This window comes from Streptomyces sp. NPDC056480 (genome assembly GCF_042795405.1).
GTDB lineage: Bacteria > Actinomycetota > Actinomycetes > Streptomycetales > Streptomycetaceae > Streptomyces.
Genome location: NZ_JBHTSA010000009.1, coordinates 1 through 21,965, shown reverse-complemented (window position 1 = coordinate 21,965; position 21,965 = coordinate 1). Strand labels below are relative to the sequence as shown.

General features: G+C 70.8%; 18 protein-coding genes and 1 pseudogene. 9 read left to right on the top strand and 10 right to left on the bottom strand.

Annotated features, from left to right (window positions below; translation table 11 throughout):
- Positions 1-42: 42 nt before the first annotated feature.
- Positions 43-1,740, bottom strand: coding sequence for an alpha/beta fold hydrolase (locus ACFQ79_RS06870; protein WP_383579869.1), 1,698 nt, complete (start codon positions 1,738-1,740; stop codon positions 43-45).
- A 191-nt stretch (positions 1,741-1,931) separates the two neighbouring features.
- On the opposite strand from ACFQ79_RS06870, the gene recO reads away from it, so the two are divergent.
- Genes recO through ACFQ79_RS06855 form a run of 3 tightly spaced genes read left to right on the top strand, consistent with a single transcriptional unit; the run spans position 1,932 to position 4,077 of the window.
- Positions 1,932-2,681, top strand: a complete 750-nt coding sequence (recO, locus tag ACFQ79_RS06865) for a DNA repair protein RecO (protein ID WP_355960716.1) — start codon at positions 1,932-1,934, stop codon at positions 2,679-2,681.
- A gap of 17 nt (positions 2,682-2,698) precedes the next feature.
- On the top strand, positions 2,699-3,523 hold the full coding sequence (locus ACFQ79_RS06860; RefSeq protein WP_383579867.1) for an isoprenyl transferase: 825 nt from the start codon (positions 2,699-2,701) through the stop codon (positions 3,521-3,523).
- An 8-nt stretch (positions 3,524-3,531) separates the two neighbouring features.
- Complete coding sequence (locus ACFQ79_RS06855) at positions 3,532-4,077, top strand: YcxB family protein (RefSeq protein WP_383579865.1); 546 nt, start codon at positions 3,532-3,534, stop codon at positions 4,075-4,077.
- A gap of 85 nt (positions 4,078-4,162) precedes the next feature.
- Here the strand turns inward: ACFQ79_RS06855 and ACFQ79_RS06850 are convergent, their stop codons facing one another.
- The 4 genes from ACFQ79_RS06850 to ACFQ79_RS06835 all read right to left on the bottom strand — a co-directional run bounded on the left by ACFQ79_RS06850 (position 4,163) and on the right by ACFQ79_RS06835 (position 7,368).
- A complete protein-coding gene (locus tag ACFQ79_RS06850; RefSeq protein ID WP_055603560.1) occupies positions 4,163-4,573 on the bottom strand; it encodes a Fur family transcriptional regulator in 411 nt (136 codons plus the stop codon).
- A gap of 71 nt (positions 4,574-4,644) precedes the next feature.
- Entirely contained in the window at positions 4,645-5,538 is an 894-nt protein-coding gene (locus tag ACFQ79_RS06845) for a metal ABC transporter permease (RefSeq protein WP_383579864.1), read from the bottom strand.
- Positions 5,539-5,554: 16 nt separating this feature from the next.
- A complete protein-coding gene (locus ACFQ79_RS06840) occupies positions 5,555-6,334 on the bottom strand; it encodes a metal ABC transporter ATP-binding protein (protein ID WP_319309258.1) in 780 nt (259 codons plus the stop codon).
- Positions 6,335-6,360: 26 nt separating this feature from the next.
- Positions 6,361-7,368 (bottom strand): metal ABC transporter solute-binding protein, Zn/Mn family, encoded by a 1,008-nt coding sequence (locus tag ACFQ79_RS06835; RefSeq protein WP_383579863.1) that lies wholly within the window; start codon positions 7,366-7,368, stop codon positions 6,361-6,363.
- A 166-nt stretch (positions 7,369-7,534) separates the two neighbouring features.
- Here ACFQ79_RS06835 and ACFQ79_RS06830 point away from each other — a divergent pair, with 166 nt between their 5' ends.
- Entirely contained in the window at positions 7,535-8,917 is a 1,383-nt protein-coding gene (locus ACFQ79_RS06830; RefSeq protein WP_266965785.1) for a glycine--tRNA ligase, read from the top strand.
- Positions 8,918-8,984: 67 nt separating this feature from the next.
- Here the strand turns inward: ACFQ79_RS06830 and ACFQ79_RS06825 are convergent, their stop codons facing one another.
- The 3 genes from ACFQ79_RS06825 to ACFQ79_RS06815 form a co-directional block, all read right to left on the bottom strand.
- Complete coding sequence (locus tag ACFQ79_RS06825) at positions 8,985-9,680, bottom strand: VC0807 family protein (protein WP_383579862.1); 696 nt, start codon at positions 9,678-9,680, stop codon at positions 8,985-8,987.
- Between the two features lie 183 nt (positions 9,681-9,863).
- The gene (locus tag ACFQ79_RS06820; RefSeq protein ID WP_383579860.1) at positions 9,864-10,451 is read right to left on the bottom strand and encodes a TetR family transcriptional regulator; all 588 of its coding nucleotides are present in this window, start codon (positions 10,449-10,451) and stop codon (positions 9,864-9,866) included.
- Between the two features lie 44 nt (positions 10,452-10,495).
- Positions 10,496-11,533, bottom strand: a complete 1,038-nt coding sequence (locus ACFQ79_RS06815) for an aldo/keto reductase (protein ID WP_383579858.1) — start codon at positions 11,531-11,533, stop codon at positions 10,496-10,498.
- A gap of 239 nt (positions 11,534-11,772) precedes the next feature.
- Between ACFQ79_RS06815 and ACFQ79_RS06810 the strand changes: the two genes are divergently transcribed.
- The gene (locus ACFQ79_RS06810) at positions 11,773-12,027 is read left to right on the top strand and encodes a DUF6243 family protein (RefSeq protein ID WP_383579856.1); all 255 of its coding nucleotides are present in this window, start codon (positions 11,773-11,775) and stop codon (positions 12,025-12,027) included.
- Positions 12,028-12,089: 62 nt separating this feature from the next.
- Here ACFQ79_RS06810 and ACFQ79_RS06805 read toward each other — a convergent pair whose 3' ends face one another.
- A complete protein-coding gene (locus tag ACFQ79_RS06805) occupies positions 12,090-13,559 on the bottom strand; it encodes an MFS transporter (RefSeq protein WP_383579854.1) in 1,470 nt (489 codons plus the stop codon).
- A gap of 110 nt (positions 13,560-13,669) precedes the next feature.
- Between ACFQ79_RS06805 and ACFQ79_RS06800 the strand changes: the two are divergent.
- Positions 13,670-14,506, top strand: a pseudogene (locus ACFQ79_RS06800) (helix-turn-helix domain-containing protein); the annotation flags it as partial.
- 190 nt (positions 14,507-14,696) lie between these two features.
- Here ACFQ79_RS06800 and ACFQ79_RS06795 read toward each other — a convergent pair.
- Complete coding sequence (locus ACFQ79_RS06795) at positions 14,697-16,151, bottom strand: MFS transporter (RefSeq protein ID WP_383579852.1); 1,455 nt, start codon at positions 16,149-16,151, stop codon at positions 14,697-14,699.
- Positions 16,152-16,203: 52 nt separating this feature from the next.
- Between ACFQ79_RS06795 and dusB the strand changes: the two genes are divergently transcribed.
- The 3 genes from dusB to ACFQ79_RS06780 form a co-directional block, all read left to right on the top strand.
- Positions 16,204-17,340 (top strand): tRNA dihydrouridine synthase DusB, encoded by a 1,137-nt coding sequence (gene dusB, locus ACFQ79_RS06790; protein ID WP_383579850.1) that lies wholly within the window; start codon positions 16,204-16,206, stop codon positions 17,338-17,340.
- A 366-nt stretch (positions 17,341-17,706) separates the two neighbouring features.
- Positions 17,707-20,418: a pyruvate, phosphate dikinase gene (ppdK, locus tag ACFQ79_RS06785; protein WP_383579849.1), complete on the top strand. Its 2,712-nt coding sequence runs from the start codon at positions 17,707-17,709 to the stop codon at positions 20,416-20,418.
- Positions 20,419-20,996: 578 nt separating this feature from the next.
- On the top strand, positions 20,997-21,965 hold a 969-nt coding region (locus ACFQ79_RS06780), incomplete at its 3' end, for a helix-turn-helix domain-containing protein (protein ID WP_383579848.1).

Here is a 21,965-nt window from a genome sequence, read left to right as displayed (position 1 = left end):
GCCGGGAGGGGACCTCCGGCCGGGCGTTCGTCGTGCGGGGGGCTACTCCAGGGTGCCGAGCGGGAGGTCGATGTACGACTCGCTGCCCTGCGGCGAGGTGATGTCGACCGTGGACGGCGCCCGGTTGGCGTCGGCGAAGAACTGGTCGTGGGTGTCGATGATCAGCTGGAGCCGACGGCCCTTGCGCAGGACGTAGTGGGCCGGCTGGAGGGGGAAGGCCACGGTGGTGGCCTGGCCGGGCTGCGGGTTGGTGACCGTGTACGGGGCGTGGGTGATGATCGCCGCCTTGCCGGTCGCCGGGTCGCAGTCCATCAGGTAGGCCACGATCGTGCCCTCCATCGCCCGCGGGGTCACGGTCACCCGCACCTCGAACTCGCCCTGGACGCGCATGGGCTGCTCCAGCGGCGCCGTGGTCCAGATCGCGGCGAGGCCGCGGTCGATGTCCGCGGTCTTGTAGATGTGGGGGAGCCCCGCCCGCTCGGCCAGGCCGGTCTGGATCAGCTTCGGGGCGACGACGGCCTCGGTGTCCCTGCCCGTGGCCTTGAGCGAGCGGGTCCAGCCGGACTGCGGCTCGTCCTCGGTCAGCTGCCCGTCGGCGGCGCCGTCGGCCGCGTCGGCGAGGTGGAACCGCTTCCTGGGCAGGGTGTGGCTCTCCCAGTCCGGGTGCCGGAGGTCGGAGAGGAGGTTGTGCATGTACTCCGATCGGATGCCGAACTGCGGCACGGCTCCGTCACCGGCGGTGCCGCCGAGGTGGTGGTCCATCCAGCGGTAGGCCATCGCGGTGGGCTTGGAGACGAGCCCGAGCAGGCCGGGCAGCTCGCCGTTCCCGTGGTCGCCGACCTGGACGAGCAGCGACTTGGGACCGGTGAGGCCGTTGAACAGGTCGACGACGGCCGGTACCGAGAAGATCGTCTCGTGCCAGGCGGTGGTCATCAGGATCGGGACCCGGCTGTCGTTGTAGGCCTGGAGGCGGTTCTTCGGCGACCGGTCCCCGGCGAACCTCCTGACCTCGTCGTCGATGACGTTGCCGCGGATCTTCTGGATGATTCCCTTGAACTCCGCCGAGCAGCGGTCCTCCTTGAACAGCTTCACCAGCGCCTCGAAGGCCGCCAGGTGCCGGGTGCCGTTCTCGTACAGCGAGGCGAAGAGGTCGCTCCAGGCGCTGGTGCCGACGACGGCCTTGATCCGCGGGTCGTTCGCGGCGGCCAGCAGGCTCGTCCCGGCGCCGTAAGAGGCGCCGAAGAACCCGATCCGCTCCGGGTCGACGCCCTCGATCTGGACCAGGGCGTCGACGATCTCGGCGGCGTCGGCCACGTCCTGCGGACCGGCGACGTGGATCTCGCCCTCGGACCTGGCCAGGCCCCGCTGGCTGTAGGCCAGGACGGCGTAGCCGCCGAGGGCCCAGTGCGGGATCATGCCGAGGTAGCCGCGGTGCCCGAAGTCGTTCAGCGGGGCGGGCATGACGATCGCGGGACAGGTCTGTCCGGGCGCGAGGTTGCGCGGGACGCTCAGCGACGCGTCGATCATCGTCCCGTCCGCCATGGCGATCGAGAGGTTCCGGAACGCGGCGATCTCCGCGTACACCTCGTACGTGTCGGCCAGGCCCCACTGGTCGAGCCGGCCGATGCGGCGCGGCGAGGGGTCGAGTAACGCCTGCTCGATCGCGTCCAGCTTGGCTGTGTCCTCGGCGCTGAGCGCGAACGGGTTGTCCGAGTTCTCCGCGTAGTCCTCAACGGACATGGCTGTCGCCGCCTTCCATGGCAGGGGTGTGGTGTCGAAGTGACAGCGCCATGATCTCCGCGCGGTGATCGTTGTGAGGGAGGGAACGGCTCCCGATCGCTCGTTCGAGCGAAAGGGGCGTTTCAAACCTATGGAACATCCCCTACCACTAACCGGTCCGGAGGGATTCGCCCGTACGCGAGAATGGGCCCATGAGTCTGTTCCGCGACGACGGCATCGTGCTGCGCACCCAGAAGCTGGGTGAAGCGGACCGCATCATCACGCTCCTCACCCGGGGCCACGGGCGGGTACGCGCCGTGGCGCGCGGGGTGCGGCGGACGAAGTCGAAGTTCGGCGCCCGGCTCGAACCGTTCTCGCACGTGGACGTGCAGTTCTTCGCCCGGGGGAGTGAGTTGGTCGGGCGCGGCCTGCCCCTCTGCACGCAGAGCGAGACCATCGCCGCGTACGGCAGCGGCATCGTCACCGACTACGCCCGCTACACCGCCGGCACCGCCATGCTGGAGACGGCGGAGCGGTTCACCGACCACGAGGGCGAGCCCGCCGTGCAGCAGTACCTGCTGCTCGTCGGCGGACTGCGGACCCTCTCCCGGGGCGAGCACGCGCCCCACCTCATCCTCGACGCCTTCCTGCTCCGCTCGCTCGCCGTGAACGGCTACGCGCCGAGCTTCGAGGACTGTGCCAAATGCGGCATTCACGGGCCCAACCGGTTCTTTTCGGTCGCGGCGGGCGGTGTCATATGCGGCGACTGCCGGGTGCCCGGAAGCGTCGTACCCTCTCCGGAGGCCATCGGCCTGCTTAGCGCGCTGCTCACCGGCGACTGGGCGACGGCGGACGCGTGCGAGGCGCGTCACGTCAGGGAGGGCAGCGGACTCGTGTCCGCCTATCTGCACTGGCATCTGGAGCGCGGCCTGCGCTCCCTGCGGTACGTAGAGAAAAGCTAGGTAGGAGAGACCACGTCATGGCCATCGCACGACTGCTCGGTCGCCAGCGCCGGGAGTACAGCACCCCCGAGCCGCATCCGTCCGGCGCCCGCCCGCCGAAGCTCCAGTCCGAGCTGATCCCGGAGCACGTCGCGATCGTCATGGACGGCAACGGCCGCTGGGCCAAGGAGCGCGGCCTGCCCCGCACCGAGGGCCACAAGGTCGGTGCCGAGCAGGTCCTCGACGTGCTCCAGGGCGCGATCGAGATGGGTGTGGGGTCGATCTCGCTGTACGCCTTCTCCACCGAGAACTGGAAGCGCTCCCCCGAGGAGGTGCGCTTCCTGATGAACTTCAACCGCGACTTCATCCGCAAGTCCCGCGACCAGCTCGACTCGCTCGGCGTCCGTGTGCGCTGGGTCGGCCGGATGCCCAGGCTGTGGAAGTCCGTCGCCAAGGAGCTCCAGGTCGCGCAGGAGCAGACCAAGGACAACACCAGGCTCACGCTGTACTTCTGCATGAACTACGGCGGTCGCGCGGAGCTCACGGACGCGGCGCAGGCGCTGGCCGAGGACGTGAAGGCAGGCCGGCTCGACCCGGCGAAGATCACCGAGAAGACCATCCAGAAGTACCTCTACTACCCGGACATGCCGGACGTGGACCTGTTCCTGCGGCCCAGCGGCGAGCAGCGCACCTCCAACTACCTGATCTGGCAGAGCGCGTACGCCGAGATGGTCTTCCAGGACGTGCTGTGGCCCGACTTCGACCGCCGCGACCTGTGGCGGGCCTGCGTCGAGTACGCCCAGCGCGACCGCCGCTTCGGCGGCGTCGACCCGGCCGACATGGCCGTCCTCGACAAGGGCTGAGCCGGCCGGTGGACGAAGCGACGGAGCAGACCACCCGGGACGGGCTCGAACTCGTCTACCCGCCGGTGTTCGCGGACGTGAGCGAGGCCGTACGGGTCCGGCTGCGGGCCACCCGCTGGTGGCCCGCGCTGCGATGGGCGGCCCGCGGCGCCGGCGCGCTCGCCTTCGGCGTCGCGGCCCTCGCCCTGCTCGTCCCTCGGGAGCCGGAACCGGGGACGGCGGTCGAGATGACCCTGCTCGGCCTCGTGGCCGTGGCCGCGGCGGAGCTGGTGCCCTGGGGGACCGCGCGCAGCCTCTTCCTGATGATCCGGTCCCAGGGCGAGGCGAAGGCCGTCGTCGGCGAGGACGGCGGGCGGTGGACCACCCGGGACACCGACGTCGTGATCCGGTGGGCCATGCTGCCCCGGTACGTCGAGACGCCCCGCCTCTTCGTGCTGCTCACCGCCCGGCGGACCGGCACCGGTTTCGCGTACCTGCCCAAGAGCGGACTCGCCGACCCGGCCGGCGTCGACCGGCTGCGGGCGGTCCTGGACCGGAACTCCGCCCGGACGTGACACCCGCCGGGGTGTGATCCGTACGCGAGAAGGCCCGTACCTCGGAGGTACGGGCCTTCTCGTATGTCAGGTCACCGCTCGTGCGTCACTTCCCGGCGCAGTCCGCGCAGGTTCCGAAGATCTCCACGGTGTGCGCCACGTTCACGAAGCCGTGCTCCGAGGCGATCGTCTCGGCCCACTGCTCCACCATCGGGCCCTCCACCTCCACGGCCTTGCCGCAGAGGCGGCACACCAGATGGTGATGGTGGTCGCCGGTCGAGCAGCGGCGGTACACCGTCTCGCCCTCGCTCGTGCGCAGCGCGTCGACCTCGCCCGCGTCCGCCAGGGACTGGAGCGTGCGGTAGACGGTGGTGAGGCCGACCGAGTCGCCGCGGTGCTTGAGCATGTCGTGCAGCTCCTGGGCGCTGCGGAACTCGTCCACCTCGTTCAGCGCCGCGGAGACGGCGGCACGCTGCTTGGTCGAGCGGCCTCGTACGGGGGGTCCTGCCGTCACCACGGGGGCCTCCTTGAATGCTTGTCTGCCCCCGCCATTCTGCCAGCCCCCCACGGCCCTGAGTCCGGGCCGGATCAGACCTTCACGTCGTCCGAGGGACGGCGGGTCGCCGGAACCGGCGCGTCACAGCTCTCCGCGCCCACCTCGGCCGCCCGCGCCCGCCGTTTGGCGAGCGGCGTGGCGAGCAGGGTGAGCAGGACGAAGACGCCGATCGCGTACAGGACGATCGTCGCGCCGGGCGGCACGTCCTGGTAGTACGAGGTGACCGTGCCCGCGAGGGTGACCGTGATGCCCGTCACCACCGCGAGGACGAAGGTCGCGCGGAAGGACTTCGACAGCTGCTGGGCCGCCGCGACCGGCACCACCATGAGCGCGCTGACCAGCAGCAGGCCGACGACCCGCATGGCGACCGTGACGGTCACCGCGGCCGTGACCGCGATCAGCAGGTTCAGGGCGCGCACCGGGAGGCCGGTGACCCGGGCGAACTCCTCGTCCTGGCTGACCGCGAAGAGCTGCCGGCGCAGACCGACCGTGACCAGGACGACGAAGGCGGCCAGGATGCCGATCGCGGTGATGTCCTCCTCGGAGACCGTGGAGAGCGAGCCGAAGAGGTAGGAGCTGAGGTTGGCGTTGGAGCCGGTCGGCGAGAGGTTGATCAGCAGGACACCGCCGGCCATGCCGCCGTAGAAGAGCAGCGCGAGGGCGAGGTCGCCGCGGGTCTTGCCGTACGCCCGGATCAGCTCCATGCCGACCGAGCCGACGACGGCGACCAGGGTCGCCATCCAGACCGGGCTGGAGTTCAGCAGGAAGCCGAGGCCGACGCCGGTCATGGCGACATGGCCGATGCCGTCGCCCATCAGCGCCTGGCGGCGCTGGACCAGGTAGATGCCCACGGCGGGCGCGGTGATGCCGACGAGCACGGCCGCGAGGAGCGCGCGCTGCATGAAGGCGAGATCGAGCATTTCCATGATCAGGTCAGCTTCCTCAGGTCAGCAGACCCGTGCGGAGCGGCTCCCCGGCCGCGTGCGGATGGACGTGGTCGTGGCCCGGCAGCGCGTGCTGTCCGAGGGCCTCCGGCGGTGGGCCGTCGTGGACGACACAGCCGTCGCGGAGCACGACCGCGCGGTCGATCAGCGGCTCCAGGGGGCCCAGCTCGTGCAGGACGAGGAGGACGGAGGTGCCGCCGGCGACCTGCTCGCGCAGGGTCGAGGCGAGGATCTCCTGGCTCGCGAGGTCGACGCCCGCCATCGGCTCGTCCATGATCAGGAGTTCGGGCTCGGAGGCGAGCGCGCGGGCGATCAGCACCCGCTGGTGCTGGCCGCCGGAGAGCGCGGAGACGGAGTCCTTGGCACGGTCGGCGAGCCCGACGAGGTCGATGGCCCGCTCGACGGCGGCCTTGTCGGCCTTGGTCAGCCAGCCGAACCTGCGGCGGGAGAGCCGGCCGGAGGCGACGACCTCGCGGATCGTGGCGGGGACGCCGCTCGCGGCGGTGGTCCGCTGCGGTACGTAGCCGACCCGCGCCCAGTCGCGGAACCGCTTCCGGTCCGTGCCGAACAGCTCGATCGTGCCGCCGGTCAGCGGCACCTGGCCGATGACGGAGCGGACCGCGGTGGACTTGCCGGAGCCGTTGGCGCCGAGCAGCGCGACGACCTCACCGCGGCGGACGGTGAGGTCGACACCGCGGAGGACGGGCCGGGCGCCGAGGGCCGCGGTGGCTCCGCGGACGGAGATGACGGGTTCCCGTTCCGGTGTCGGGGCTGCCATGGCTCGTACCTCCTGCTGTGCGGTGATCACTTCGCGCCGAGGGCCTTCTGCAGCGCGGCGAGGTTGGAGCGCATGACCTCGATGTAGTCATCGCCCTTGGACGTGTCCGTGATTCCCTCCAGCGGGTCGAGCACGTCGGTCTTCAGACCGGTGTCGCCGGCGAGGGTCTTGGCGGTCTTGTCGCTCGCGAGGGTCTCGAAGAAGACCGTGGTGACCTTGTCCTTCTTCGCGACGTCCTGGAGTTCCTTGATCCGGGCGGGGCTCGGCTCGGACTCGGGGTCGATGCCGGAGATGCCCTCCTGGTCCAGGCCGTAGCGCTCGGCGAGGTAGCCGAAGGCGGAGTGGGTGGTGATGAAGGTCTTCGTCGTGGTGTTCTTCAGGCCGTTCGCGAAGTCGGTGTTCAGGTCGCCGAGCTTCTTGACGAGGGCGTCGGTGTTCTTCCGGTAGTCGGCGGCGTTCGCCGGGTCGGCCTTCTCCAGGGCGGTGCCGACACCCTTGGCGACCTCGGCGTACTTCACGGGGTCGAGCCAGATGTGCGGGTCGTTGCCGGCCTCGGAGCCGTGGTCGTGACCGGCCTCCTCCTCCGCGTGCTCGCCCTCGGCGTGCTCCCCTTCGGCGTGGTCGTGGCCTGCGTGGCCGACTCCGGTGCCGTGGGCCTCGAGCTTCGTGAGGGTGGCGGCGTCGACGGTGTTCTCGACGCCGGCCTGGGCGATCGCGTCGTCGACGGCGGGCTGGATGCCCTTGAGGTAGAGGACGACGTCGGCCTCGCCGAGCTCGCCGATCTGCTTCGGCTTGAGCTCCAGGTCGTGGGGTTCGACGCCGGGCTTGGTGAGCGTGTTGACGGCGACGTGGCCGCCGCCTATCTGCTCGGCGAGGTACTGCATCGGGTAGAACGACGCCACCACGTCGAGCTTGCCGTCGCCGCCCTTGGCGGCCGCGTCGGAGCCTCCGCCACAGGCGGAGAGGGTGACGATGCCGAGCGTGACGGCTGCGGCGGCGGCGGTGCTGGATATGAGGCGGCGACGTACGTTCATGACACTCATTTTCAACAAAACTGGAAACGATTGTCAATTGTCGTACGTGTGGCCCCGCCCACGCGGCCCCTCGCGCGGTCCCCTCACCGAACCGATTTGATACGGGGGGCGTGCGCGCCGGTAACCTGAGGCATTCGCACTTCGTCGTCGTAATGAAGAGAGCACCGTGGCCGCCGACAAGATCGACACCATCGTCAGCCTGAGCAAGCGCCGTGGCTTCGTCTACCCGTGCAGTGAGATCTACGGCGGCCAGAAGGCCGCCTGGGACTACGGACCGCTGGGCGTCGAACTCAAGGAGAACCTGAAGCGTCAGTGGTGGCGTTACATGGTCACCTCGCGCGAGGACGTCGTCGGTATCGACTCGTCGGTCATCCTGGCCACCGAGGTCTGGGAGGCCTCCGGTCACGTCGCCACCTTCACCGACCCGCTGACCGAGTGCACCTCCTGCCACAAGCGCTTCCGCGCGGACCACCTGGAGGAGGCGTACGAGGAGAAGCACGGCCGCCTCCCCGAGAACGGCTTCGCCGACCTCAACTGCCCCAACTGCGGCAACAAGGGCACCTTCACCGAGCCCAAGCAGTTCTCCGGCCTGCTCTCCACGCACCTCGGCCCGACCCAGGACACCGGCTCCGTCGCGTACCTGCGTCCCGAGACCGCGCAGGGCATCTTCACCAACTTCGGCCAGGTGCTGCAGACCTCGCGCAAGAAGCCGCCGTTCGGCATCGGCCAGATGGGCAAGTCCTTCCGGAACGAGATCACTCCGGGCAACTTCATCTTCCGCACCCGCGAGTTCGAGCAGATGGAGATGGAGTTCTTCGTCAAGCCGGGCGAGGACGAGCAGTGGCAGGAATACTGGATGGAGCAGCGCTGGAACTGGTACACGGGCCTGGGTCTCCGTGAGGAGAACATGCGCTGGTACGAGCACCCGAAGGAGAAGCTCTCCCACTACTCCAAGCGCACCGCCGACATCGAGTACCGCTTCTCGTTCGGCGGCAGCGAGTGGGGCGAGCTCGAGGGCGTCGCCAACCGCACCGACTACGACCTGAACGCGCACTCCAAGGCCTCCGGTGCCAACCTCACGTACCTGGACCAGGAGTCCGGCGAGCGCTACACGCCGTACGTCATCGAGCCCGCCGCCGGTGTCGGCCGCGCGATGCTGGCCTTCCTGCTCGACGCGTACAACGAGGACGAGGCCCCCAACGCCAAGGGCGTCATGGAGAAGCGCGTCGTGATGCGCCTCGACCCGCGCCTCGCGCCGGTCAAGGTCGCCGTCCTGCCGCTGTCCCGCAACCCGCAGCTCTCCCCGAAGGCCAAGGGCCTGGCGGCGGACCTGCGCCAGAACTGGAACATCGAGTTCGACGACGCCGGCGCCATCGGCCGCCGCTACCGTCGCCAGGACGAGATCGGTACCCCGTTCTGCGTGACCGTCGACTTCGACACCCTCGAGGACAACGCGGTGACCGTGCGCGAGCGCGACACCATGAAGCAGGAGCGCGTCTCCCTCGACCAGATCCAGGGCTACCTGGGCAGCCGCCTGCTCGGCTGCTGATCTCACGCTCCACACGGCAGAGCCCCCGGTTCCGATACGGAACCGGGGGCTTTCCCTCTGGTCGGTGTCAGGCCGTCTGAGCGGCCGCCGCCCCGGCCTCCGCCTGTCGTCTCGCTCCCTCGGCGGCGCGGCGCCTGCCGAACCAGGCCGTCCACACGCCCAGGACGCCGAGGACCCCGTAGATCATGATCGGGCTCAGGGTGACCATGGTCTTCGTCGGCAGGGCGTAGGCGAGGGCGATGCGGAGCAGCGCCTCCGCGACGTACGCCACGCCCCAGACCAGCGTCATCGTGCGCATGGTGGAGCGGAAGCCCTCGTACTGCCACATGCCGTTCCACCAGGCGGTGCTCGCCGGTGTGCCGTCGGTGGCGAACTTGCGCCCGAAGTAGAACATCAGCGGTCGCGGCGCGAGCAGGGTGGCCAGGCAGAGCAGCCCGAACAGGCCCGTCACCCCTGAGTCCTTGACCAGCAGCGCGCGGGCGGTGTGCGCGCCGATCAGCGAGACCAGGGCCGTGATCACCAGGAACACCAGGGTGACGACGGCGAACTCGTCGATCTTGCGGCGCCAGGCGACCATGATCGCGCTGTCCAGGACCGGCCAGGCGCTGCCGGCCAGCAGGGCGGCGAACTCCGACCAACCGTGGTCCTCGGTCAGGATGTTGTACGTGAGGATCGGCGCGACGACGTTGAGCCCGATGGTCAGGACCCAGCCGATCGCCGAAGCGGCCCCGGAACGGGCCGGCGGCCCAGCTGGTGCGGACATGGTTCCCCCTGGAAGCGTTCGAGTTCGTGGTGCGGGGGAACGCTAGCCACGTTCCGGACAGGGAACGGGAAAGTCCAGGCCAAATGATCTTCATGATCTGGGCGGCGCGGCGCAGCGCGTGGTGGGTCGGGGCGGCGGTGCGGGTCGGGGTCGTGCGGGGGCGGGTCGCGGCCGTGCGAGGGCTCAGGTGCGGAGGCCGCGCAGCAGCAGGCCCACCACGGACTCGAACTCGGTCTCGATCGTGGGGCGCTGCCACTCCGGGGCGTAGCCCGGGTCGTGGAAGCGGGCGGTGGCGTAGAACAGGGCACGGGCCGTCGAGTCGGGGTCGGGGGCGGTGAACTCCGCCTCCCGGGTCCCCTCTTCGACGATCGACCGGACCTGGTCGATCAGGACGTCGATGTGCTGGTCGACCACTCCGCTGTTCTCGTCGATCAGCACGCTGTACGTGGCGAACAGCTCGGGGTCGTCGCCCGCCTTGTGCCGCTTGGCCTCGAAGAGCCGGGCGAACCACTCGTGGAGCTTGGCCGGCGCCGCCAGGTCCGGCGTCGCCGTCAGCTCGGCGAGGGCGGTCTCGGTGCGCGAGAGCCACCGCTGGGTCACCGCCTCGCGCAGGGCCGCCTTGGTGCGGAAGTGGCGGTAGACGCTGCCGTGGCTGACGCCGAGGACCCGGGCCACGTCCACGACGGTCGCCTTCGCCGGTCCGTAGCGGCGCAGCACCTCCTCGGTGGCTTCGAGGATGCGCTCGGCGGTCAGGGTCTCGGTCGCGGCCATGGAATGACAGTACCCGTCAGTCGTCGGGGCTCCGGGGGCACCGGTCAGTGCTCGCTGTCCAGGTGCGCCATCTGTGCCGCCGGGTAGCGGTCGCCGGCCGCCGCGCCCGCCGGGACGGCCTCCTCGATCGCCGCCAGGTCGTCGGCGTCCAGGCTGACGTCCAGGGCGCCGAGCGCCTCCGTGAGCCGGTCCCGGCGTCGGGCGCCGACCAGCGGGACGATGTCCGCGCCCTGCCGCTCGGCCTGTGCGAGGACCCAGGCGATCGCGGTCTGCGTGACGGTCACGCCCTTGGCCTCGGCGAGCGCCCGCAGCCGCTCCACGAGGTCGAGGTTCCGCCGGAGGTTGTCGCCCTGGAAGCGGGGGCTCATGCCCCGGAAGTCGTTCGCCGCGAGCTCCCGGTCCCGGGTGAAGTGGCCGCTGATCAGTCCGCGCGACAGCACCCCGTACGCCGTGACGCCTATGCCGAGCTCACGGGCGGTCGGCAGGATCTTCTCCTCGATCGACCGGGAGATCAGCGAGTACTCGATCTGGAGGTCCGCGATCGGAGCCACGGCCGCCGCCCGGCGCAGGGTGTCCGCGCCGACCTCGGAGAGTCCGATGTGGCGGACGTGCCCCGCCTCGACCAGCTCGGCGATGGCGCCGACGGTCTCCTCGATCGGCACGTCGGGGTCGACGCGGGCGATCCGGTAGATGTCGATGTGGCCGGTGCCGAGGCGCTGGAGCGAGTAGGCCGCGAAGTTCTTCACGGCGGCCGGCCGCCCGTCGTACCCGGTGAAGCCGCCCTCGACCGTGCGCAGGGCGCCGAACTTCACGCTGGTCAGCGCCTGCTCGCGGGCGGCCGCGGGGGCCGTGCGCAGCGCCTCTTCGATCAACAGCTCGTTGTGCCCCATCCCGTAGAAGTCGCCCGTGTCGAGCAGGGTCACCCCCGCGTCCAGGGCGGCGTGGATCGTCGCGATCGACTCGGTGCGGTCACTCTCGCCGTACAGCGCGGACATGCCCATGCAGCCGAGGCCGAGCGCGGAGACCTCGGGCCCGGTGGTGCCGAGCCGACGGGTGGGGACGGGACGCCTGGTGGTGGTCATGGCTGTCTCCTCGGATTCGGAAGAGCGGTGGGATCGGTCTGACACGACAACCATGACATGACCGATGACAGATTTCAATATCTGTCATTCCTTCGAGTGGTGCGGGGAAAACCGGGTGCCCTCGCCCAGGGGCCGGGGTAGCGTCACCGGCATGTCTTCGTTCTTCCAGATCTACGAGTGAGCGCCGTCTCCGGCAGCCCGAGTCAGACCACCGACCACCTCACTGACGGGAGAACACCGTGGCGAAGAGCCGCAACAACCTCCTCGGCGTCGGAGGGCAGCGCAAGAAGCTGTCCCGCGCCGACCAGCACGGCAACGGCCAGAGCCGCACGGCGGCCCAGCGCTCCGCCGACGACCGCAAGCAGGACCTCCTGAAGAAGATGCGCGAGCGCGCCCGGGGAGCCGACGCCGCCGACGCCGCCGAGACCGCGACGGACGCCACCGGCACGGCCGACACGACGGCCGCCACCGGCACCGGCACCGGCCAGGAGTAGTCACCACCGCATGACGAAAGGGCCCGGGCGTCTCCACGTCCCGGGCCCTTTCGCCGTCCCGGCTAGCCCACCTTCCTCGGCAGACGCGCGGACAGCGCCACCGTCACGGCCACCATGGCCAGTTGGACCAGCAGCGTCGTCGTCAGGGCCGTACCCGCGTCCGGGGCCGAGGTCGCGAGGCCCAGGTAGAGGGAGCCCAGGGTCGCGACGCCCAGGGCGAGCGCCGACTGCTGGGTCGTCACCATCACGCCGCTGCCCACGCCCGCGCGTTCCCCGGGAACCTCCGAGAGGATCACCCGGAAGAGCACCGGCAGCTGAAGGCCCTGGCCCAGGCCCGCGATCGCCATGCCCGGGAGCAGGATCCCCACCGACAGGTCCGGCCAGGCGCGCCAGACCGTCACCGCGAGCAGTCCGATGCCGAGCCCCTGGATCAGGCCGCCGGCCGTCACCACGCGCGTGCCCCAGCGCCGTACCAGCCGGGGCCCCGCGAGCGAGGCCCCGAAGAAGGCCACCGCCATCGGGACCAGGGCCAGGCCCGAGGCGATCGCTCCCAGGCCCAGCCCCTGCTGGAGGGCGACCGCGATCACGAACATGAAGCCGCCGAAGCCCATGCAGAGCGGCAGCAGCAGCACGAGCCCGCGCCGCAGCGACACCAGGCCGAGCAGGCTCGGCGGGACCAGCGGCGTGCCGCCCCGGCGGTCCATCCGCCGCTCCACCCGCCAGAACGCCACCGCGGCGAACGGGAAGACGGCCAGCGACACCCACGTCCACACCGGCCAGCCCGCCGCCCGGCCCTCCGTCAGCGGCGCGAGCAGGGTGGTCAGCGCGAGGGCGAGCAGCAGCGTGCCCGGCACGTCCACCGGCGCGGGGCGGTCCGAGCGGGTCTCCGGGACCGTACGGAAGGCGAGGGCCAGGCCGACCACCGCCACCGGCACGTTCACCAGGAACACCGCACGCCAGCCCGAGCCCGCGAGGTCGGCGGCCACCAGGACCCCGCCCAGGATCTGCCCGGCCACCATGGAGAGCCCCGCGGTCGCCCCGTAGAGGCTCAGCGCCTTGGCGCGCCGCGCGCCCTCCGTCGAGGAGTGGATGGTCGCGAGGACCTGCGGCAGCATCAGCGCGGCCGCCGCGCCCTGCGTCACCCGCGCACCGACCAGCGTCCAGGCGTCCGGGGCGAGACCGCAGGCCAGGGAGGTCACCCCGAAGGCCGCCATGCCCGCCAGGAAGAGCCGGCGGCGCCCGAAGAGGTCGCCGAGCCGGCCGCCGAGGACGAGCAGGACGGCGTACGAGAGGCCGTACCCGGCGACGACCAGTTCCAGGAGCGCCGGGCCCGCCGCCAGGTCGTGGTCGATCGACGGCAGGGCGACATTGACGATGAAGAAGTCGATCAGCGGCAGGGCGGCGCCGAGCAGGACGGTGAACAGGCCGAGCGAACCGAGCGCCGGCCGGCCGTGGACGACGGGAGCGGCCCCGGGCGGGGTGCCGTCCGGGGGAGAGGCCGCAGAGCGGGGAGAAGCGGAGGTCGTAGTCACGGCATCGACGATCCGCCGCTCCTCAGCCTGGTACCAGAGTGTCTTTATCCTGGTAGAAGGAGTACCTGGCACGGGTCTCACGGGCCCGGCACCCTGGGAGCGTGACGACCATGACGACGGCCGAACCCGGTACGCGGCGACACGAGCTCGCCGCCTTCCTGCGCAGCCGGCGGGAGCGCATCACCCCCGAGCAGGTCGGCCTGCCCCGGGGGCGCCGCCGCCGCACCCCCGGCCTGCGCCGCGAGGAGGTCGCCCACCTCTCCGCCGTCGGCGTCACCTGGTACACCTGGCTGGAGCAGGCCCGCGACATCCAGGTCTCGCCGCAGGTCCTGGACGCCCTCGCCGGGGCCCTGCTGCTCGACCCGACCGAGCGCAGCCACCTCTTCGCCCTCGCCGCCCAGAGCGACCCGCACCCCGAGACGGCCTGCCCGGCCGTCACCCCCGCGCTGCGCGAACTGCTCCGGCAGCTGGAGCCCGTGCCCGCCTGCGTGCAGAACAGCCGGTACGACTTCCTCGCCTACAACCGCACCTTCGGGCGGCTCTACCGCGACCTGGACGCGCTGCCCCGCGAGGACCGCAACACCCTCTGGCTCGCCTTCACCGACGAGGACTTCCGCGCCGCCTTCGGCGACCTCCCCGAGGTGCTGCGCGCGATGGTCGGCAAGCTCCGTGCCTCGATGGCCGAGCACCTGGCCGAACCCGCCTGGAAGGCGCTGGTCCAGCGGCTCCAGGACGCCTCCCCGGAGTTCCGCGAGCTCTGGGAACGGCGCGACGTCGCCGACCTCGCCGGCCGCGCCAAGGTCATCCGGAACGCCCAGGTCGGCGTCCTCCACCTGGAGCACACCAACCTCTGGCTCGGGCCGGCCGCAGGACCGCGCCTCGGCACGTACGTACCCCTCGACGAGGAGTCCCGGGCGCGGCTCGAACGGCTCCTCGAGCTGGTCGTACGCGAGGAGGCGCAGGCGGCCGAGCAGGCTCAGCCGGCCCGGAAGGCCCAGGCGGCCGAGGCCGCCGGTGAAGGACAGCCGGCCGGGAAGGCCCAGGCGGCCCAGGCCGCCGGTGAAGGACAGCCGGCCGGGAAGGCCCGGGAGCCCCAGGCCGCCGGTGAAGGACAGCCCGCCCGGAAGGCCCGGGCCCTCACCGTCGTCTGAGCGGCAGGTCCGTCCCGTCCGCCGGCTGCGCCCCTTCGTCGGTCTCCAGGCACCCGGCCGTCCGCTCCGCCGTGCGGCGGGCCCACCTCCCGCTGGTCAGCGCGCCGACCGCGAGGACGGCGAGGCCGCAGGCCGTCACCACCCAGTAGCCCGGCCGCGCCGCCGATACGAAGTCCTCCGGGGACGTGCCCGCACCCACCCCCGTCGCGAGCACCGTCCCGACGACCGCCACCCCGAGCGTCTGCCCCACCTGGCGGCTCGTCGAGGCCACCGCCGCCGCCACCCCGGCCTGCGCCCGGGGCATCCCCGAGACGGCCGTGTTGGTGATCGGCGCGTTCACCAGGCCGAAGCCGATGCCGAAGGCCACGTACCCGGTGAAGAGCAGCGGATCACGGGTCTCCGCCTCGAAGGCCGCGAAGAGGAGCGCCCCCGCCGCCATCGCGGTGCCCGCGAGCAGCAGCGGGAGACGGGGTCCACGCGCGCCCGTGAGCCGGCCCGACAGCGGGGCGAAGACGAAGGTCATGCCCGCCATCGGCAGTACGTACAGGCCGGCGTCCAGCGGGGAGAGTCCGCGCACCTCCTGGAGGTACAGGGTGTTGAGGAACAGGAAGCCGGAGAAGCCCGAGAAGGCGCAGATCGCGACGACGGTGGCACCGCTGAACGGCGCGCTGCGGAAGAAGCGCAGGTCGATCAGGGGTTCGCGGCGCCTCGGCTCGTAGACGAGGACCCCGCCGAGCGCCACGGCCGCGATGCCGGCGAAGAGCGGGTCGGTCTCGATGATCGCGTACGTGAGGGAGCCCAGGAGCGTCGCCACCAGGAGCTGCCCGACCGGGTCCGGGCGCCGGGGCCGGGGCGCGCGGGACTCGGGGACGTACCGCAGGGTGAGGAGCAGGGCGACGAGGGCGACCGGCAGGTTGACCCAGAAGATCGCCCGCCAGCCGACCGACTCGACGAGCACACCGCCCACCAGCGGCCCCAGGGCCAGGGAGATGCCGACGACGGCGCCCCAGACGCCGATGGCACGCGCGCGTGCGGCGGGTTCCGTGAACGTGTTGGTGATGATCGACATGGCGACCGGGTTGAGCATCGAGCCGCCCACCGCCTGCACCGCCCGGAAGGCGATCAGCGCCTCCAGGTTCGGGGCGAGGGAGCAGAGCAGCGAGCCGAGCGCGAAGACGACGAGGCCGGTCACGAAGACCTTGCGGCGGCCGATCCGGTCGGCGGTGGAGCCGGCCAGCATCAGCAGCGAGGCCAGGACCAGGGTGTACGCGTCGATGACCCACTGCAGGCCGGAGACGGAGGCGTCGAGGTCGTGCCGCAGGGAGGGCAGGGCGACGTTGAGCGCGGTGTTGTCCAGGCTGACGATCAGCAGGCTCATGCAGCAGATCGCCAGGACGACGAGCTGTCGGCGCCGGGGGAGCGCGCGTGTGAGCTCTGGCATGTTCGGATAGTACGGCTAACTAATGACCGGCGCAGTGCGCGACAATGGGCCAATGACCGCGTTCTCCCCCCTTGCCATCGGGCCGCACATCGTGCAGCCGCCGGTGGTGCTCGCCCCGATGGCCGGCATCACCAACGCCCCCTTCCGCACCCTCTGCCGTGAGTTCAGCGGCGGCAAGGGGCTGTTCGTGAGCGAGATGATCACGACACGCGCCCTGGTCGAGCGCAACGAGAAGACGATGCAGCTCATCCGCTTCGACGCGACCGAGCAGCCGCGCTCGATCCAGCTGTACGGGGTGGATCCGGTGACGGTCGGAAAGGCCGTCCGGATGATCGTCGACGAGGACCTCGCCGACCACATCGACCTGAACTTCGGCTGCCCGGTCCCCAAGGTGACCCGGAAGGGCGGCGGCTCGGCCCTGCCCTACAAGCGGCCGCTGCTCCGCGCGATCCTCAACGAGGCCGTGACCGGCGCGGGCGACCTGCCGGTCACGATGAAGATGCGCAAGGGCATCGACGACGACCACATCACGTATCTGGACGCGGGCCGGATCGCGGTGGAGGAGGGCGTCACGGCGATCGCCCTGCACGGGCGGACGGCGGCGCAGCACTACGGCGGCACGGCGGACTGGGACGCGATCGCGCGCCTCAAGGAGCACGTGCCGGAGATCCCGGTCCTCGGCAACGGCGACATCTGGTCCGCCGACGACGCCCTGCGGATGATGCGGGAGACGGGCTGCGACGGCGTGGTCGTCGGCCGCGGCTGCCTGGGGCGGCCGTGGCTCTTCGCGGACCTGGTGGCGGGTTTCGAGGGCACGGGGGCCTACGCGGCGCCGGGGCTGCGGGTGGTCGCGGACGCGATGGTGCGGCACGCGCGGCTGCTCGGGGAGTGGATCGGCGACGAGGCACGCGGTGTCATCGACTTCCGCAAGCACGTGGCCTGGTACCTGAAGGGCTTCTCGGTGGGCTCCGAGATGCGCAAGAAGCTGGCGATCACCTCGTCCCTCGACGAACTGAGCGCTCAGTTGAGCGAGCTGGACCTTGATCAGCCGTGGCCGGTGGGTGCCGACGGTCCTCGGGGTCGTACGTCCGGAAACAACCGAGTTGTCCTGCCGGACGGCTGGTTGAAGGACCCGTACGACTGCTCCGGCGTGAGTGAGGACGCCGAGCTGGACACGTCCGGCGGCTGAGATTCGGCCTCGATTCGGCCTTTCCGGGGGAGTGATCCTCGCCACCCTTGAGGGGGGTGGTGCTCAGATGAGCAGGTTACAAACGGCTGCACCGCCTGAAGGGTGGCACGGGGTGCCACCCTTTTTGCGTTCAAGACTTGAACGCAAGTGCTCGGATGGGCGCTCATCTGAGCGGCTTCTCTCTGGTTTGGGTCATGACGCCTTCGGGGCCTGAAAGCGGAAGCTACTTCTCGGTTACTTTCGAAGTGCTGGCGGACGGGTGGTTAAGGCCACGTGACCGCTAGGCGTACCTCCCCAGAAGCCTTCGATCTGGGTATGTTCCTCGCCGTCAGGGCAGCCAACCGAGTCATCGAGGAGTCGGGACCCGTGTCGGAAAACAATGATCAGAAGTTCGTGTACGACTTCACCGAGGGCAACAGGGACCTGAAGGACCTGCTCGGTGGCAAGGGCGCGAACCTGGCCGAGATGACCAACCTCGGTCTGCCGGTCCCTCCCGGGTTCACGATCACCACCGAGGCGTGCAAGGTCTACCTCGAGAGTGGCTCGGAGCCGGTCGAGCTCCGCGACGAGGTGAGCGCCCACCTCGACGCCCTCGAGCAGCAGATGGGCAAGAAGCTCGGCCAGGCCGACGACCCGCTGCTCGTCTCCGTGCGCTCCGGGGCGAAGTTCTCCATGCCGGGCATGATGGACACCGTCCTCAACATCGGCCTCTCCGACGCGTCCGTCGTCGGTCTCGCCGACCAGGCGGACAACGAGCGCTTCGCGTGGGACTCGTACCGCCGGCTCATCCAGATGTTCGGCAAGACCGTCCTCGGCGTCGAGGGCGAGCTCTTCGAGGACGCGCTGGACGAGGCGAAGACCGCGAAGAAGGTCGCCAGCGACACCGACCTCGACGCCGCCGACCTGAAGAAGGTCGTCGAGCACTTCAAGAAGATCGTGAAGACCGAGACGGGCCGCGACTTCCCCCAGGACCCGCGTGAGCAGATGGACCTCGCCATCGAGGCCGTCTTCAACTCCTGGAACACCGACCGCGCGAAGCTGTACCGCCGCCAGGAGCGCATCCCGGGCGACCTCGGCACCGCCGTCAACGTCTGCTCGATGGTCTTCGGCAACCTCGGCCCCGACTCCGGCACCGGTGTCGCCTTCACCCGCGACCCCGCCTCCGGCCACGCCGGCGTCTACGGCGACTACCTGCAGAACGCGCAGGGCGAGGACGTCGTCGCCGGTATCCGCAACACCGTGCCGCTGGCCGACCTCGAGTCCATCGACAAGACGTCGTACGACCAGCTCATGCACATCATGAACACGCTGGAGACCCACTACAAGGATCTCTGCGACATCGAGTTCACCATCGAGCGCGGCCAGCTCTGGATGCTCCAGACCCGCGTCGGCAAGCGCACCGCCGGTGCCGCCTTCCGCATCGCCACGCAGCTCGTGGACCAGGGCCTGATCGACGAGGCCGAGGCGCTCCAGCGCGTCACCGGCGCGCAGCTCGCCCAGCTGATGTTCCCCAAGTTCGACGAGGACGCGAAGGTCGACCAGATCGGGCGCGGCATCGCCGCCTCCCCGGGCGCGGCCGTCGGCAAGGCCGTCTTCGACTCGTACACCGCCGTCAAGTGGTCCCGCTCGGGCGAGAAGGTCATCCTGATCCGCCGCGAGACCAACCCGGACGACCTGGACGGCATGATCGCCGCCGAGGGCATCCTCACCTCCCGCGGCGGCAAGACCTCGCACGCCGCCGTCGTCGCCCGCGGCATGGGCAAGACCTGTGTCTGCGGCGCCGAGGAGCTCGAGGTCGACACCAAGCGCCGCCGGATGACCACGGCCGACGGCCAGGTCGTCGAGGAGGGCGACGTCGTCTCCATCGACGGCTCCACCGGCAAGGTCTACCTCGGTGAGGTACCCGTCGTACCGTCCCCGGTCGTCGAGTACTTCGAGGGCCGCATGCACGCCGGCGCCGACGACGCCGACGAGCTCGTCGCCGCCGTGCACCGGATCATGGCCTACGCCGACCGCGTCCGCCGGCTGCGCGTCCGCGCCAACGCCGACAACGCCGAGGACGCCAACCGCGCCCGCCGCTTCGGCGCCCAGGGCATCGGCCTCTGCCGCACCGAGCACATGTTCCTCGGCGAGCGCCGCCAGTTCGTCGAGCGGCTGATCCTGGCCGACACCGACACCGAGCGCGACGACGCCCTGGAAGCCCTCCTGCCGCTGCAGAAGACCGACTTCGTCGAGCTCTTCGAGGCCATGGACGGGCTGCCCGTCACGGTCCGGCTGCTCGACCCGCCGCTGCACGAGTTCCTGCCCGACATCACCGAGCTGTCGGTGCGCGTCGCCCTCGCCGAGTCCCGCAAGGAGCCGCACGAGAACGACCTGCGCCTGCTCCAGGCCGTGCACCGGCTGCACGAGCAGAACCCGATGCTGGGTCTGCGCGGTGTCCGTCTCGGCCTGGTCATCCCCGGCCTGTTCACCATGCAGGTCCGCGCGATCGCCGAGGCCGCGGCCCAGCGCATCGACGCCAAGGGCGACCCGCGCGTCGAGATCATGATCCCGCTCGTCGGCACCGTCCAGGAGCTGGAGATCGTCCGCGAGGAGGCCGAGCAGGTCATCGCCGAGGTCCAGGCCCGCACCGGCGTCGAGCTCAAGCTCGCGCTCGGCACCATGATCGAGCTGCCGCGCGCCGCCGTGACCGCCGGTCAGATCGCCGAGGCCGCGGAGTTCTTCTCCTTCGGCACGAACGACCTGACGCAGACGGTCTGGGGCTTCTCCCGCGACGACGTGGAGGCCTCGTTCTTCACCGCGTACCTGGAGAAGGGCATCTTCGGCGTCAGCCCCTTCGAGACCATCGACAAGGACGGTGTCGGCGCGCTCGTGCGCAGCGCCGTCCAGGCAGGCCGCGCCACCCGCCCCGACATCAAGCTCGGTGTCTGCGGCGAGCACGGCGGCGACCCGGAGTCGGTCCACTTCTTCCACGAGGTCGGTCTGGACTACGTCTCCTGCTCGCCCTTCCGGATCCCGGTGGCGCGTCTGGAGGCCGGCCGCGCGGCGGCCGAGTCGAAGGGCAGCGACAGCCGCTGAGTCCTGCTGAACGGGGGGTCAGGAGCGGCGGTCGGGCCCTCCTGAACCCCCGTTCAGCAGCGGAAATCACCGAACCACTCCGGTACGACCGGGGGCGCCGCCGGTCAGCTCACCACCCTCACCGGCGGGCGGCGGCCCCGGAATCACGGCGACGGGACGGACACCTTTGTGCGGAGGTGTCCGTCCCGTCGTTTGTTTGTTGAGCGGATGTGAGTAGTTGTTCAATTGCGCCTGATTGAATTATTGGCCATTGAACTTCCTCGTTCCTCCGCAAAGGATCCACCGCAAAGAATGGGGCGGGCGCGACCCCCGGATCCCCACCCGGAGGCCGCGCCCTTTACCGATGCCGGGCAGGTGAGCCGCAACCTCGCCGACCGCCGCCGGACGGGCAAAGCCCCCCACGGTCTTCACCACGTCACCTCGGTCCTGAAGGTTTCCTGCCCGACCCGTACAGCTTTTCGGTTCCGCCCCCATTGCCGCGATGCTTTTCAACTGTGGCTGAAACACCCTGGTAACGTGCAGTGATGCTGTGCATACTCGTCGTCGGGGGTGGTTGCGAGTGCACAGGTGGGGACGTCATGCTGCGGATTCATTTCACCGGAAACGACCTGGCGGGGGTGCGGACCGCCGCCCGGCCCGATGTTCTGTGGGAAACGATTCTCAGTTTTCACCGTTTAAGGGACCGGCGCGGCCCCGTCGTCTTCGGAGAATGGCGCTCCGAAACCCGGATGCGGCTCGGTGGTGAGACCCGGCTCCTCGCCGCGCTCGTTCCCAGCCGCGGCTATTTTCCCGACTTCCTGACGCCCGCCGAGGGCGTCCACGGGCTCGACGAGGGCCTCGAGGCGGTCCGCGCGACCGACTCCGGGCGGCTGCGCGGCGAACTCTCGCTGCTCGCCGCGCACCGCTCCGGCGGGCGGACCGTGCCCCATTCGCTGCGTGCCCTCGCCGACGGCGGCCCGGAGCCCTTCGACCGGCTCCTGGGGGCGCTGAGGAGCTACCACCGGGCCGCCGTGGAGCCGTACTGGCCGCACATCAGGGCCCGCGTCGAGGCCGACCGGGCCCGGCGCGGCCGCGCGCTCCTGGACGGCGGGGCCGACGAGCTCCTCGCCTCGCTGCCGCCGATGCTGCGCTGGCGCGCGCCCGTCCTGGAGGCCGACTACCCGGTCGACCGGGACGTCCACCTCGACGGGCGGGGGCTGCTGCTCCAGCCCTCGTACTTCTGCCGCGGGACCCCCGTGGTGCTGCGCGACCCCGCGCTGCCGCCGGTCCTCGTCTACCCCGTCACCCACGGCGAGGCGCCGACCGTGCGCGCGCCGGGCGGCTCCTCGCTCGCCAAGCTGGTCGGCCAGACCCGCTCGGCGGTCCTGCACGCCATAGGCGACGGCGGTACGACGAGCGAACTCGCCCGCCGGGCCGGGGTGTCGCTGGCCTCGGCGAGCCAGCACGCGGGCGTGCTGCGCGAGGCGGGGCTCATCGCGACCCTGCGGCACGGGAACGCGGTCCTGCACACCCTGACGCCGTTGGGGGGCGCCCCCCGGGGGGGGGGG